Raw genomic sequence first — 14,505 nt, forward strand, 5'->3', positions numbered from 1 at the left:
TGTATGCTTACTGTTATCTAGTTTTGAGAGAACACTCTCAATGGTTTGGTGGCGATAGCGAAGAGGTCACACCCGTTCCCATGCCGAACACGGAAGTTAAGCTCTTCAGCGCCGATGGTAGTCGGGGGTTTCCCCCTGTGAGAGTAGGACGCCGCCAAGCTATCTTAACCCAGTTCATCATGAACTGGGTTTTTTATATGAAAGATCACATAGATATATATAGCAGCTAATGCCTTTCAAAGGCATTAGCTTTTTTGTTTACATTGATTTTGCTTTGCTGTTGTGATGTTGAAGATTGTTTGATTTTATTGTCTCGAGCATTCTTAAACTGAACACAATCAGCAGCATAAGGAGCATCAGTGCAGTAAACAGCCAGAACGCAGTTTGTACGGGATATTCATCTAAGCTCCAGCCGACGGCGATCGGAAGGAGTGAGCCTCCTAATCCGTTTGAAGCGAGCAGAATACTGGTAGTCGTTTCTGTCTTTCCGGGATAAAAATGATTCGTGATGATTAGGGCTATTGCAAACATGCCTGCCATGAACAGCCCTAAAAAGAAGCAAAGGGCAAAACCGAACCATACGTTTTTGCTTAATGCTAATACGGTAAGTGCAGCCAGACCGCCAATGCTTATGAGACGGAGATAACGATGATATGTCAGCTTTTCTGATACCGGGCCTGTTAATAACCTTCCGATGATCATGCCCGTCCAATACACTGTAACTGTTATCGTTGCCAAAGAGTTGGGGATATCCCATTTCTCAGCGAAGATGGAGGGGATAAAATGTACAATGGAAACTTCACTGCCGCCGTAAAAGAAGAAGTAAGCACCCGCCAAGGCAATAAACAGCAATCCGTGTGACCGATAACCGGGGCTTTCTTTTTTAGTGTCATCGGAAGAGACCTCTTTGCGGATGAGAAGCTGATCAATACTGCCGAAACTCATCTGCTTCCATGCGATTAATAGTGCAAAACTGGATAACCCTAATACTAAAAAAGCAATTGTCCACATGTGGTTGTTGATAAGAAAGCCTGAGAGCAGAGGCATGAACAGCGCACCTAATCCGTAGGCCACTTCCATCTTGCTCATGGCCACAGCCTGTCTTTCTTTAATAGCGGTGAGGATGATCGTGCCTACGCAGGATTCCACCAGTCCGGCGCCAAGCCCTGCGATGCTGACGAGAAGAAAGAGCAGCGGCCAGGGCGGCAGGAAGGTGATGAACATTTCACAGCTGATGAGGGCCAGGCCAAAGATAACGACGTTTTTGCGCCCAAGCTTTTTCACCATGTAAGGCATTCCGATGACACCGATGAGAAAGCCCATGAACTGAGAGAAGACCAGTACTCCGCCATTACTGTAGCTTTGTGAATAATGTGTGAGTAACTCAGGCAGTACGGCTCCCAGAATAACAAGTGTAAAAGCAATCGATCCATAAGAAAAACAGCTTATCCACAGCAGACGAGTTTTCATCATTTTATCTCCTTATTGGTAAAATCATATTTCTCTCTACTCGTATGACATGATGTTTTTACAAAAAATCCAAGTATTGTTACTATATCACATAACTTTTTCTCGTACATCCCTTATGGTAACGTTAACAAATTGTTAACATTTTTTACAAGAAAGAACGTTGACATTATTTTCAATTATTAATACGATAAAAAGCGAAATTCTAATAATTTCATAGGGGTGGTATTTGTGGGAACGAAGGAAATCACGAATCCAGACAGCTTGTATTACAGTGTTGACGATGTAGTAATGGAGCGCGGAGAAGGGATTTACCTGTACGATCAAGAGGGAAATGAGTACATTGATTGCGCCTCTGCCACGTTTAACTTGAATTTAGGATACGGTAACAAAGAGGTCATTGATACGGTTAAAGAACAAGCCGATAAGCTGATCCATGTAACATCATCTTTTCAAACAGACGCCGTAAATAAACTGGCAGAAAAACTAGCAGAAATCGCCCCCGATAATCTCACAAAAGTACACCCTAAAGTCAGCAGCGGTTCCGGTGCAAATGAAGGAGCTATTAAAATGGCTCAGTATTACTCCGGAAAAACCGATGTCATCTCCTTATTTCGAAGCCACCTCGGACAAACGTATATGACTTCCGCTTTGTCCGGCAACTCATTCAGAAAAGAACCTTTCCCGCCGCAAATTTCTTTTGGCCTGCAAGTCCCCGATCCCTATTGCAGCCGCTGTTTCTATAATCAGAAACCTGATTCATGCGGTATGCTGTGCGTAGAGAGAATTAATGATTTTATTGAGTATGCGAGCAATGGAAAAATTGCCGCCATGATTATTGAACCGATATCCGGAAACGGTGGAAATGTCGTTCCGCCTAAAGAGTATTTTAAACAGCTGAGAAAGCTTTGTGATGAACATGATATCGCTCTGATTTTTGATGAAATTCAGACTGGATTCGGACGGACGGGCAAAATGTTTGCCGCGGACCACTTCGATGTGAAACCTAATATGATGACGGTAGCAAAAGGGCTCGGGGGCACAGGCTTCCAAGTCGCCGCCACTCTGACGGAGGACAAGTATACCGGGCTTCCGGGGTATACGCACTCCTTCACGTACGGCTCAAATGTGATGGCCGCCGCTGCCGCGTGTAAAACCATAGATATTATGCAGCGCCCGGGATTTTTGGAAAATGTAACGACGGTCGGTCATTATATTATGGATCGCTTAGAAACGATGAAAGAGGATTTCGCTTTTATTTCTGAGGTAAGAGGCGTCGGTCTTATGATCGGTGTGGAGATTGTTAAAGAGAACAATGAACCGGATGTGGAGCTGACCAATTATATTGCTAAACGGGCAATGGATTACGGGCTGATTCTCCGGACATCCCGTTACGGATTCGGAAATGTATTTAAAATCCGTCCGCCTTTAACCATAACACTTAGTGAAGCCGAAGTGCTCTGCTACAGACTTCGCAAGCTATTGGAGGAAATCAAGTGAGAGACTATATCATTGAGCTTGGACAATTTGTTTATCAAAAGGTGAAAAATCAAAAAGGCACGCTGAAAAACCGGCTCGTAAACGGCTATTCCCCGGGAGGCGACGCCCAATTTAACATAGACGCCGCTGCTGAGGAGGCGGTGCTGGATTATATTCAAGAAAAGGGCCATCCGGTTGCTTTTTACACGGAGGATGGCGGCCTGAAGCTGATTGGAGAAGATCCGCAATATATTTTAATTGTAGATCCGATAGACGGAACGCGCCCGGCCGCCGCGGGACTTGAAATGTCGTGTATTTCGATTGCGCTTGCTTCGTATAAGCCAAACGCAAAGATTAAGGATATCGAATTTGCTTTTTTACTTGAATTGAAATCAGGCGCTTATATGTACGGTGATATATACAGCGATGCCATTCATTTTGAAGGGTATCATGGAGAATTGCCGAATTTGAGCGGAGTTCGGGATATTAAAAATATGTTTTGGAGCCTTGAATTTAACGGGCATCCGGCGCAGCTGATGACGGACGCATACGGCCATCTGATTGACCAGTCAGCCAATAATGGCGGGGTTTTTGTTTTCAACAGCGCTTCTTATTCGATTTCACGAATTATTACGGGGCAGATGGATGCTTATGTGGATATCGGCAATCGTCTGCTGAAAGATGATCCGAAGCTGCTTTCAGATTTTCAGCAGGTCGGGAACGGGCAGGTGCTGCATTTGTTTCCTTATGATATTGCCGCAAGCGTCTTTTTGGCGAAGAAGGCGGGAGTGATCATTACGGATGCATACGGCCGGTCTTTGGACGAAACACTTCTGACAGATTTAAGTTATCAGAATCAGCAATCATGTATTGCGGCATCAACGAAAGAGCTTCATCAAACATTGTTAGACCAAATCCGCTGGGGCAGAAAGGAAGAGAAATATGAAGGCGTTGGTCTGGACTCCTAATGATAAGCTTGAATATCAAGAGGTGGACGAGCCTCAAATTCGGAAATCCAATGATGTGAAAGTGAAAATTTTCGGCACTGGTATCTGCGGAACGGACTTAAATGTGCTGAAAGGAAAAATGAATGCAACCCATCATATGATTATGGGGCATGAATCGGTGGGAGCGGTCGTGGAGATCGGACCGGACGTGACAAATGTAAAAGTCGGAGACCGCGTCGTGATAGATCCTACGCAGTTTTGCGGGAAATGTCATTATTGCCGGAGAGGGCTGACGTGTTATTGCGAAACCTTCGAGGATTGGCAGCTCGGAATCGGGGCGCACGGAACGTTTGCGGAATATTACGTGGGGGAAGACAGGTTCATGTACAGAATTCCGGATTCAATGGAATGGGAGCGGGCCACATTGGTTGAGCCTCTCTCCTGTGTACTGAATGTTGTGGACAAGGCTTCGATTCAGCCGGAGGACTCGGTCTTGGTTTTGGGGTCCGGACCGATCGGACTGCTTGTGCAAATGATGGTGAAAAAACTGGCGCGATTGACGGTTGCGACTGAAATAGGCAGTTTCCGAAGCGAGGCGGCGAGCCGGATATCGGATTATGTCTATCACCCTGAAGCATTAACCGTGGATGAAGTGAAACGGATTAATCAAGGAAGAAAATTTGATGTGATTTTTGACGCCATCGGCAACCAGCTTGATTGGGCTTATCCTTTCATTGAAAAGGGAGGCAGAATCGTGCCGATGGGCTTTGATGATACGTATGAGATGACGGTCAGGCCATACCAGCTGCTGTCAAACGGCGTGACGATTGTGGGCACAGGTGAAGCCCGCCAGATCATGGAAGCCGCGTTAGCATGCGCGTCCGACCTTCCGCAGCTCTATGATCTTATTACGGAAAAGACGGAACTGAAGAATTATGAAGAAGCCATTGATCATCTCATGGGCATCGACCTGGTGACAAAAGAAAGAAAAGATATCAGCGCAATAAAAACGATTCTTGTGTCTGATCCGGAACTTTTATAAAAGCGGAAACGGCTCCAGTGAGAGCCGTTTTCTTTTCTTATTTATACGGTCTTGCACATTTCTTTAAAGTTTAATATGATACTCTTTGTTAACAATTCCTTTCCTCAATGACATTATACTCTGAGCGTGTCCTCTTTTTCCCCGTAAGCTTGCCTCATATTCCCCAGATGAAAATCAATGTTTCCAACTGATAGGGTGCGGATTTTTATAGTGAAAAGGAGTCGTTATCATTTGAAAGATTATACGTTACAGCAGCAATGGTTCGGGAATGTCCGTAAAGACATTCTGGCCGGTATTCTGGTTGCTCTCGCTCTGATCCCTGAGGCGATCGGATTTTCAATTATTGCAGGTGTCGATCCGATGGTCGGCCTTTATGCATCATTTTGTATCGCGATTATTATTTCTATCTTCGGCGGCAGACCGGGAATGATTTCAGCCGCTACGGGTTCAATGGCGGTTGTCATGGTGACATTGGTGGCTGATTACGGGCTGCAGTATTTGTTTGCGGCAACCATTTTGACAGGTATTATTCAATTTATTCTTGGTGTCAGTAAAATAGCGAAATTGATGAAATTTATTCCGCGTTCGGTCATGATCGGATTTGTGAATGCTTTGGCGATCTTGATTTTTTCTGCGCAGCTGCCGCAGTTCAAAGGAGCTTCATGGGTCATGTACGCGATGCTTGCCGGATCACTGGTTATCATATATCTATTGCCGAAGGTTACGACGGCTGTGCCGTCTCCGCTGGTGGCGATTATTGTCATGACGATCATTGCGGTGGTCTTCCATGCGGATGTCCGCACGGTCGGTGATATGGGTGGGATTACAAGTTCACTTCCGCATTTCTTGATACCGGATGTTCCGTGGACGTTTGAGACATTGCGGATTATTTTCCCATATTCTCTGGCGCTTGCATTCGTCGGATTGCTTGAGTCGTTGCTGACAGCCCAGATCATTGATGAAATGACGGATACGGATAGTGATAAGAACAAAGAAAGCCGCGGACAAGGCATCGCCAATATTGTGAACGGATTTTTCGGAGGCATGGCCGGATGCGCCATGATCGGCCAGTCTGTCATTAATACGAAAGCCGGCGGACGCGGCCGGTTATCGGCTTTTACGGCCGGAGCGTTTTTAATGTTTTTAATTGCCGTATTAAGCGGTATCGTCGTGAAAATTCCGATGGCTGCGCTGGTGGCCGTGATGGTTATGGTGTCCATCGGCACGTTCGACTGGTCATCGATTAAAGGTTTGCGGAAAGCGCCCCTTACTGATTCGATCGTTATGGTTATTACCGTCGTGACGGTCGTCCTGACAAATGATTTATCAAAGGGTGTCTTCGCGGGTGTGCTGCTAAGCGCGATCTTTTTTACGGCGAAAATTTCTAAGCTGAAGATTGTGTCACATTCCGAACAGAAAGATGTCAGAACATATAAGGTAACGGGACAGATCTTTTTTGCTTCCGTGTCTGAACTGATGAATGCCATCGTTTATGATGAAGACGTGAAGCGGATTGTCATTGATTTGACCGATGCCCATGTGTGGGATGATTCGGGAGCGGCGGCTCTTGAGAAAATTGTCACCAAATGTAAAGAATACGGAATTGAGGCTGAATTAAAGGGATTAAATCAGAAAAGCCGAGATTTAATGAAACAAATGGCATAGAATTTGTGAAGTCCGGATGAATATATCCGGGCTTTTTTTCGGTTAAATTTGCCGGGGTGCATTGTTATAATGAATGAGACTTGAAAACCGTATATAGGAGACTTGCATATGATGTGGCTTCAGAAGTTGAACCAAGTGTTGGGGAGAATCATGCCGCTTTTGACTCCGTCAAGTGTGGCGGCGGGTGTGCTGTTATCTCAGCATATCAGCTGGATGGCCGGCGCTGTGCCGTGGATATTTGCATTTATTACATTTACGGGCAGTCTGAGTGCCAATTTTCAATCGCTGAAGCGCAGTATCGAGAAGCCGCTCCCGATGATCATGGCATTGTTTGTTCTGCATATTTTCATGCCTGTTTTTGCATGGGGAAGCGGCCATCTGATTTTCAGCGGTGACCCTTTAACTGTGACGGGTCTGATTATGGGTGTGGTGATTCCGACCGGAATTACGAGTTTGATTTGGGCTGCGATGTATAAGGGAAATGTCGGATTGACGCTGTCTATTATCCTGGTTGATACCGTACTTTCTCCTTTTGTCGTACCGTTAAGCCTGTCTGTCCTGGCCGGGGCGAATGTTCAGATGGATTTGTGGGGGATGATGAAAGGGCTGGCGGAGATGGTGGTGATTCCATCCATCGCAGGGATGATAGTCAACCAGTTTTCCCCGCCGGTAAGGACTCAAGCGATAAGCCGGTCGCTGTCTCCTTTTTCAAAAATCTGTCTGATGATTGTCATTGCCATTAACAGTTCGGAAATCGCGCCGTATGTCACGCACGTGGATATCAAATTTGCGGGCATCGCAGGCATGGTATTTTTTATTGCCATGACGGGTTATGCCGTGGCTTGGCTGATCGGAAGACTGATGAAGCGGAGCCAGGATGAAATCGTGTCTCTGATTTATACAGGGGGCATGCGCAATATCAGCGCCGGAGCCGTTCTTGCCGTGTCTTTCTTTCCGTCTCAAGTGGCGGTTCCGGTCGTCATCGGAATGCTTTTTCAGCAAATCCTTGCCGCTTTGTTCGGCTATTTGCTGAGACGCTTTGAACTTAAGCCGGTCGTGATGAAGTATGAAAAAAACCGCTCAGCTACGTGAGCGGTTTTTTTCGTACAGCCAGCTTAGTGCTGATTTGAATTGTCGTTTGAATGCTTCTTGATGGTGCACGGTGCCTTCTTCAACAGTGAAAGAGAGCTGAGATTGAGAAAAGCCTTTTTGCCTCAGGCTTTCATGCACGTCTTGATTTTGTCGGATCATGGTGTTTTGGATGTTGTTTTTATGCTCAGCTTCGCGGCTGCCGACAGACATATAGATACGCCGCCGTGCCGGACGCAAAGATGCGGAGCGGACATACTCTGCTGATTTTTCATACCAGAAGGAACCGGAAATACAGCCGATTCTGCCGAATATTTCAGGCTTCTGTAACATCGCGTACACCGAAAACAGTCCGCCTAATGACGCGCCGATCAGGCCTCTCGTTTCCGAATGTGCAGAAATGTGATGCATATCTTCTAAAGTGGGAATGATGGCATCTGTCAGCTCCTCGAGAAAGAGCCTCCCTTTGCCGCCGAAATCATGAAACGCAGGGCTCAGGGAAGGCGCGGGCCACGGCGTGTACTCATCGAGCCTGTCAGCCGGTTTGATGCCGATGAAAATCAATTCGGGAAGTGTTCCGTTCGCAAATTGGGATTCAAGCTTATCCATCTGTTCTAAAAACAAAGAACCCCCGTCCAGTACGTACACACAGGGTAAAGCCCCTGTTTGAACCGAATAAGAGGGAGGAAGATACACAGTGCATTCCTTTCCGTTTATCCGGTGTTCTGTAAGGGTGCCTCTCATGCATCCAGCCCCTTCTTCTGCTTAAACAGAAGAAAAAAGAAATAAGGAACGCCGAGAATCGCAAGAATAATTCCCGCCGGCACTTCTGAAGGCTGAAAGAACAATTTGCCCGCAAAGTCGGCGGATATGACGAGGAGCATACCGACCAATCCGCTGACCGGTAATGAGTATCTGTGCTCAATCCCGGCGAGCCTGCGGGAAATATGGGGCGCGATCAGTCCGACAAATGCCATGCTGCCCGCTGCGGTTACACATGCGCTGATCAAAGCGATGCAGGCAATGAGTAAAATCGTTTTTTCTTTATTGGTTGAAACACCGAGGCTTTTCACCGTGTCCTCATCGAAACGAATGGTATCCAGCAATGACGTTTTCGCCATAAGAAGAGGAATGAACAAGATCAGCCACGGAAGGATCGCCGTAATGGTCAGCCAGTTTGCCGACCAGATGCTGCCGTTTTTCCAAACCATCGCCATCTCATAATCCTGCGGGTCCATTTTTAATGAAAGAAATAAAGACAGCGCGCTGAATCCGGAGTTCATGGCGATCCCGACGAGAATAATTCTGCCCGATTCCAGATGCCCCCGGTGCCAGGCGAAAATATAGATCAGCACGGCCGCCATCAATCCTCCGATGAGGCCGAAGACAGGCATACCCATCGCAGAGGCAAGTGCCGTCGCTTCAGATTGTCCCTGAAACAGAAGCATAAACGTGACGATTCCGGCTCCGGCTCCTGCATTTATGCCCAAAATACCGGGATCGGCAAGACCGTTTTTGGTAATGGCCTGAATAACGGCTCCGGCTATCCCCAACCCGAGTCCGATGGCAGCCGCCATGACAATGCGCGGCAGCCTCAGCTGAAACAGCAAAATGTCATATTGCGGATTCGGATGGATGCGGAAAAGCGTACTGAGCAGTTCACCCGGCTTTGCGGAAAAAGAACCGCTTGTCATGCTGAAATAGCTTACGAGCAATATGAGAGCAATCAGAATGATATAAATTCCGGCCATTTTACGCACCACGCTGATCCCCTCCTTTTCTTTTAATCAAATAAAGAAAGAAAGGAACACCGATGATAGAAGTGACAACTTCAATAGGCGTCTCAAACGGATAATTGATGAATCGGCTGGCAAGATCGCAAAGGGTCAGGAAGACGCCGCCGATGATGCACGCGCATGGGATCAGCCTGCTGTAGTCCGATCCGACGAGAAAACGTGTGATGTGCGGAACGACCAAACCGACAAAGGCAATTTTTCCGGCGAGTGCCACCGAGCTTCCGGTCAATATGACAACGGCCGCCATCGCCATGAGTTTGATGGTTCTTTTCTGCTGTCCCAGACTTTTTGAAATGTCGTCTCCTAATGATACGGCAGTGACCTTTTTGCTGAGAATCATGGCCGTGATGATTCCGATCGCAAAAAACGGGACGGCCAGTTTCAAAAAATCAGGGTTCATTTGATGCAGTCTCGCACTGTACCAAAAACTGAGATCCTGCGAAATTTGAAAATAAATCGAAAGCGCAGCCGACAGACTGCTGAGAAGCATACTGGTCACCGTTCCGATAATGGCAAGCTGCACCGGGGTAAAACCGCCGGGAAGAATGGAGGCCAGCCCGAAAACAAGAGCGGCGCCGAATGCGGAACCGATAAACGAGTATATGATCATTTCAATGGATGTCGATTGAGGGAGCAATACCATGCAAAGGGTGATGATAAAAGCGGAGCCGTCCGACACACCCATGATCGAAGGCGAGGCCAGATAGTTCCGTGTGATTCCCTGCATGAGCGCTCCGGAAACAGCAAGGGCGGCGCCGATAAACATAGCGCCGGCAGCCCTCGGGATTCTTGAATGCCATATGATCTGATGGTCGGTATTCTCCGGATTAAAGTGCAGCAATGCGGAGAACACGGTATGGAAGTCAAGCTGCTTTGCACCGTATAAAACGGAAAGCAGCAGTGACAGAACAATGGCAATCGGTGAAGCAATGATAATAATGTGTGTCCGCCGTTTTGCATACATGTGAAAAACCTACTCTTTATTAGTCTTGAGTCAATTTGTCAGCCGCAACCTGTAAGAAGCGGATTTTACTCCAAGCGGTTCCGCCTTGGGCTAATGGATCGATCGTATTGACGTATACATGGTCTTTTTTGACTGCCGTCAGGCTCTTCCAGATCGGATTTTTCTCTAAGTCTTTCAAAGCGTCCGGCTTATCTGCGTTTTCGTCATCAGAGAATTGTACAAAGATGTGGTCAGGGTTCATTTCGCTTAATTTTTCAAGAGAAATCAGTTCTTGCGCTTTCGCCGCTTTGACTTCGTCCGGCGCCTTCAGGCCTAAATCACCGTAAAGCGTGGAGTTGAAATATACTTGTTCAGGATAAATATAAATATTGCCTTGTCTGATTCTGATGACCAGCGCGTTTGACTGTTTCGCTTTGCTGTTGATCTTTGTTTTTGTCTTTTTCAGGTCCTGTTCGTAATCTGCGATGATTTCTTTCGCTTTTTTCTCTTTATCTGTAAGCTGGGCGAGCAGCATCATGTTTTCTTTCCAGTTTGATGAGATATGAGAGACAGGGATCGTTTCGGCGGTGCCGCTCAATTTTTTCAACGTTTTTTCCGGGAATTTGGTTGATGCCAGAATGACGTCCGGCTGCAGCTCAAGAATTTTTTCCGTATTCGGCTGCATTTTTTCCCCCGTTGATACGGATTTATCTGTAATATCTTTAAACAGTTCCGGGGATTTGCCGGAGAAAGAAATTGCTCCTGCCGGATGAACGTCAAGCAATTTGGCGTCTTCCATTGACTCTACGCTGCCTGTAATGGCGATTTTGTCAGTCGGCGCTTTGACTTCATATGTTTTTCCGAGGTATTCGATTTTCTTTTTATCTGAAGAAGCGTCCTTTCCTTTACTTGCTGTATCGGATGTTTCTGAGCTTCCGCAAGCCGCGGCCGTGAAAGCCAAAAGCAAAATCATGAAAGCGAATGCCAATTTCTTCATCTATTGTTCCTCCTGTTCAATTGATAACTATTATCAATTGGAATTATAGAGAAGGAACAGGGATAAGACCATGGATAATTTCCGGTATTACCATGGACGATCTTCGGATAAAATGGAAATGCTTTGCTCGATCATCCGCTGATGTCCGCTTGGAGAATATTCAATCCATGGGTCAGATGATATGGGAAACACGCATTTATTGCTGACGGCTCTAAGGTTCTGCCATATTCCGGTCTGCTGAATCCGCTGAAAATAACGAAGCGTTTCCGGTTCTTTACAAGTGAAAAGCATGATGCAGTCAGCCTGGCAATCCGCCAGCATTTCTAAGGAAATCTTTTCGTCAGGAGCAAAAGATTCCGGTTTTGCGGAGGCAAAGCCTAAATCACCGAAGAAGACATCCTCAATACTGTTGTTATGGGCGATGTACATATTTTCTTTATATACACGGATAAATAAGAACCGCTGATGCCGCACGTGTTTAAGAGCATCTTTCGCTGAATGGGCGAGACTTTGATAAGCTTTAAGCCAGTGCCGCGCTTCCTGCTCTTCATTCAAATATGCGGCTGTGCTAAGAAACTGGTCTCTCCAATTCTCTTGAGCCGGAAGGTAAAAAACTTCAGTGATGTCATTCAGGCGCTGTTTTTCTTCTTCACTGACAGAATCAAGACTGAAAATGATGTCCGGGGCAGCTTGGGAAAGCGTGTGCAAGTTCTCTTCCCAATTTGCATTATAGCGGTAAGCACTCAGGTGAACCGGAATATCGGAAGAGAATTGTTTGTAATAATAGGCCGTCCATTTCGGGTGCAGCGCCGCAGCGTAAGGCACGTGATGCAGAGGAATCAGATGCCCCATCGTTTCTTTTCCGTAAGCGGCCATTTTTGTGCGCCTTTTTTTCATATAGCTTGTAGGTGAGCTGCCGGTATGTTTTTTAAAGATGCGGCTGAAATAAAATTCGTCCTGGTAGCCGATTTGATGAGCGATTTCCCGCAGTTTGCAGTTTGCCTTGGCCATCAGTTTTTTCGCATTGGTTATGCGGATGTCTGTGATATATTCAGTTACGCTCTGCCCGTATAGTTTTTTAAAGGTTTCACTGTAATGCTTGGGACTGATTCCCGCCATATGAGCGAGCTGGGTGAGCGTGATTTTTGTGTCGGACTGAGCATGTATGAATTGTTTTGTCTGTTCGATCGCCGCTTTCGTATTATTTTGATGGCATACTTTTGCGGCATAAAGGTCGTACATCAGCTGCTGAAAGTCGGCTGTATATTTCATTTTCTGCAATGCATCCGCCGATCGCACGTTTTCAGAAAGTGACTGAAGCCGGCTTGTCAAATGATCAACCGTTTGTAAATTCATTTGCTGAAGTCCGTGGAAGATGTCTTCCCCATTATCCGGAAGCATCGCTTCATCATCTGATGAAGAGGAGAAAACACGGAGTCTGACGATATACAAATGGATGCCGCCTGACGATATAGGGGCAATATTGAATGTCTCATCACAAGGACAGATGTAGAGCGTTTCCTTCTGCAGCGGAAAGCTGTCTGTTCCGATATCAATTTGTCCCTCGCCTTTCACATGAAAGATCAATACGGGGGAATCAGTGAGCTGATGCTCTGACAGAAGGTCGGCTGTTTTTTTTACGGAGATGATATCAATGGGCTGAAAGAATAATGTGTTTTTCATGAGAAACCACCTTTTAGGAAACATTCATTTAAATGATAACTGTTATCATTTAAATTGTACCAAATAAATGAATGTTTTCCTATAAAAAGCGGAAATGTGAAATGCGTCAAAATGTTACACGTGTAACACGAATGTTGTCAGTATATGAGGTATTGTTTTCTTAGAGTTTTGAATTGGTCCAGCCGGCGTTGATATGTGTTGGTGATGTCTTCAATGGAAGCGCCTTTTTCTATTTTTTTGCGTACCCAGCCGTTACCGATCAGCTTGTCAAAAGAGCCTGTCAGCAAGAAGGAAAAGTCATTCGGATATAAGTCATGCATGGTTTTCAGAATGGAAAGCCCTGTTTTTGCCGCTTCAAATGTGTTTCTGTTTGTTACGTAGACTTGAACGCCGTGGCACAGCTTGCCCTGGTGCTTGGAGAAGCTGGGGGTAAATGATGCGGCTCTGAAGGCGACGCCCGGAAGCTTGAGACTGTTCAGGCGTTCTTCGAGCTCGGTGCTTTTCATATAAGGCGCGCCGATAAGTTCAAACGGCTTTGTCGTGCCCCTTCCTTCGGATACGTTTGTGCCTTCGATTAGTCCTGTCGCCGAATATGCGAATATGCTGTCCGGGGTCGGGATATTAGGCGAAGGGAGGACGAACGGCAGACCGGTATCTTCAATCGTCATCGTCCGCTTCCAGCGCTTCATTTTTACGACGGTGAGGTCGGCGCCAATATGAAACTCTTTATTGAATAAAAGAGCAAGCTCACCGATCGTCATGCCGTGCTTCAGCGGGATCGGATACAGTCCGACAAATGAAGCGTAATCCGGTTCAAGAACCGGGCCGTCCGGATTTCGTCCGCCTTGCGGATTCGGCCGGTCCAATACATAAAAAGGAATGCCTTTTTCTTTGGCCGCTTCCATGGCATAGGCCATTGTATAAATGTAGGTGTAGTATCGTGTTCCGACATCCTGAATATCGAAAATCAGCACATCCGTATCTTTCAGCATGTCAGGCGTCGGTTTCCTCGTTTCCCCGTACAGGCTGTAGACGGGAAGCCCTGTTTTTTCGTCTATATAGGATGTGACTTTGTCTCCGGCCTGAGCATCGCCGCGGACACCGTGCTCCGGTCCGAATAATGCCGTTAAATGGATGTCTGGTGCCTCATACAGCACGTCAACGCTGCTTTTCAATGAATTGTTCACACCGGTCGGGTTGGTGATCAGCCCGACCCTTTTTCCCTTCAGTTCCTGTTTATAATCTTTCAGCAGGCGGTCGATGCCTGTTTGGATGCTTGGTTTCTTGGCGGTATGAAGGTTTCTGTCAGAAGCCGCCGAGACTGCCGTCATAGCACTGATGACGACTAATCCGGCAAGAAGCGCAGCCGTTTGTGTTTTCATGATCTGTCCTCCTGT

Annotated in this window: 12 protein-coding genes and 1 rRNA gene; 6 read left to right on the forward strand and 7 right to left on the reverse strand. The window is 46.5% G+C overall.

Annotated elements, in window-relative coordinates; translation table 11 throughout:
• Positions 1-44: 44 nt before the first annotated feature.
• Positions 45-160 (forward strand): 5S ribosomal RNA (gene rrf / locus MY7_RS00015).
• 98 nt (positions 161-258) lie between these two features.
• Here the strand turns inward: rrf and MY7_RS00020 are convergent.
• On the reverse strand, positions 259-1,470 hold the full coding sequence (locus tag MY7_RS00020) for an MFS transporter (protein WP_029326113.1): 1,212 nt from the start codon (positions 1,468-1,470) through the stop codon (positions 259-261).
• A 228-nt stretch (positions 1,471-1,698) separates the two neighbouring features.
• Between MY7_RS00020 and MY7_RS00025 the strand changes: the two genes are divergently transcribed.
• The 5 genes from MY7_RS00025 to MY7_RS00045 all read left to right on the forward strand — a co-directional run bounded on the left by MY7_RS00025 (position 1,699) and on the right by MY7_RS00045 (position 7,692).
• Positions 1,699-2,967, forward strand: a complete 1,269-nt coding sequence (locus tag MY7_RS00025; RefSeq protein WP_029326112.1) for an aspartate aminotransferase family protein — start codon at positions 1,699-1,701, stop codon at positions 2,965-2,967.
• The gene (locus MY7_RS00030) at positions 2,964-3,914 is read left to right on the forward strand and encodes an inositol monophosphatase family protein (protein WP_007609037.1); all 951 of its coding nucleotides are present in this window, start codon (positions 2,964-2,966) and stop codon (positions 3,912-3,914) included. The genes MY7_RS00025 and MY7_RS00030 overlap by 4 nt, the downstream gene beginning before the upstream one ends.
• On the forward strand, positions 3,889-4,935 hold the full coding sequence (locus tag MY7_RS00035) for a zinc-dependent alcohol dehydrogenase (RefSeq protein ID WP_007609039.1): 1,047 nt from the start codon (positions 3,889-3,891) through the stop codon (positions 4,933-4,935). The genes MY7_RS00030 and MY7_RS00035 overlap by 26 nt, the downstream gene beginning before the upstream one ends.
• A gap of 231 nt (positions 4,936-5,166) precedes the next feature.
• Positions 5,167-6,600, forward strand: a complete 1,434-nt coding sequence (locus tag MY7_RS00040) for a SulP family inorganic anion transporter (RefSeq protein WP_029326111.1) — start codon at positions 5,167-5,169, stop codon at positions 6,598-6,600.
• A gap of 150 nt (positions 6,601-6,750) precedes the next feature.
• Positions 6,751-7,692, forward strand: coding sequence for a bile acid:sodium symporter family protein (locus MY7_RS00045; protein ID WP_152529880.1), 942 nt, complete (start codon positions 6,751-6,753; stop codon positions 7,690-7,692).
• Here MY7_RS00045 and MY7_RS00050 read toward each other — a convergent pair.
• From MY7_RS00050 to MY7_RS00075, 6 genes are all read right to left on the reverse strand, one after another.
• Entirely contained in the window at positions 7,681-8,433 is a 753-nt protein-coding gene (locus tag MY7_RS00050) for an alpha/beta hydrolase (RefSeq protein WP_029326109.1), read from the reverse strand. The two genes, MY7_RS00045 and MY7_RS00050, sit on opposite strands and share 12 nt — an antisense overlap.
• Entirely contained in the window at positions 8,430-9,440 is a 1,011-nt protein-coding gene (gene feuC / locus MY7_RS00055; RefSeq protein ID WP_007609050.1) for an iron ABC transporter permease FeuC, read from the reverse strand. The genes MY7_RS00050 and feuC overlap by 4 nt, the downstream gene beginning before the upstream one ends.
• A gap of 1 nt (position 9,441) precedes the next feature.
• Positions 9,442-10,449, reverse strand: coding sequence for a FecCD family ABC transporter permease (locus MY7_RS00060; protein WP_007609051.1), 1,008 nt, complete (start codon positions 10,447-10,449; stop codon positions 9,442-9,444).
• Positions 10,450-10,468: 19 nt separating this feature from the next.
• Positions 10,469-11,425: an iron-hydroxamate ABC transporter substrate-binding protein gene (locus MY7_RS00065; RefSeq protein WP_007609052.1), complete on the reverse strand. Its 957-nt coding sequence runs from the start codon at positions 11,423-11,425 to the stop codon at positions 10,469-10,471.
• 87 nt (positions 11,426-11,512) lie between these two features.
• A complete protein-coding gene (gene btr, locus MY7_RS00070; protein WP_007609053.1) occupies positions 11,513-13,108 on the reverse strand; it encodes a bacillibactin transport transcriptional regulator Btr in 1,596 nt (531 codons plus the stop codon).
• A gap of 137 nt (positions 13,109-13,245) precedes the next feature.
• Positions 13,246-14,490 (reverse strand): exo-beta-N-acetylmuramidase NamZ family protein, encoded by a 1,245-nt coding sequence (locus MY7_RS00075; protein ID WP_007609055.1) that lies wholly within the window; start codon positions 14,488-14,490, stop codon positions 13,246-13,248.
• Positions 14,491-14,505: the final 15 nt, after the last annotated feature.

The sequence above is a fragment of the Bacillus sp. 5B6 genome, assembly GCF_000259405.1.
In the GTDB taxonomy this organism is placed as follows: domain Bacteria; phylum Bacillota; class Bacilli; order Bacillales; family Bacillaceae; genus Bacillus; species Bacillus velezensis.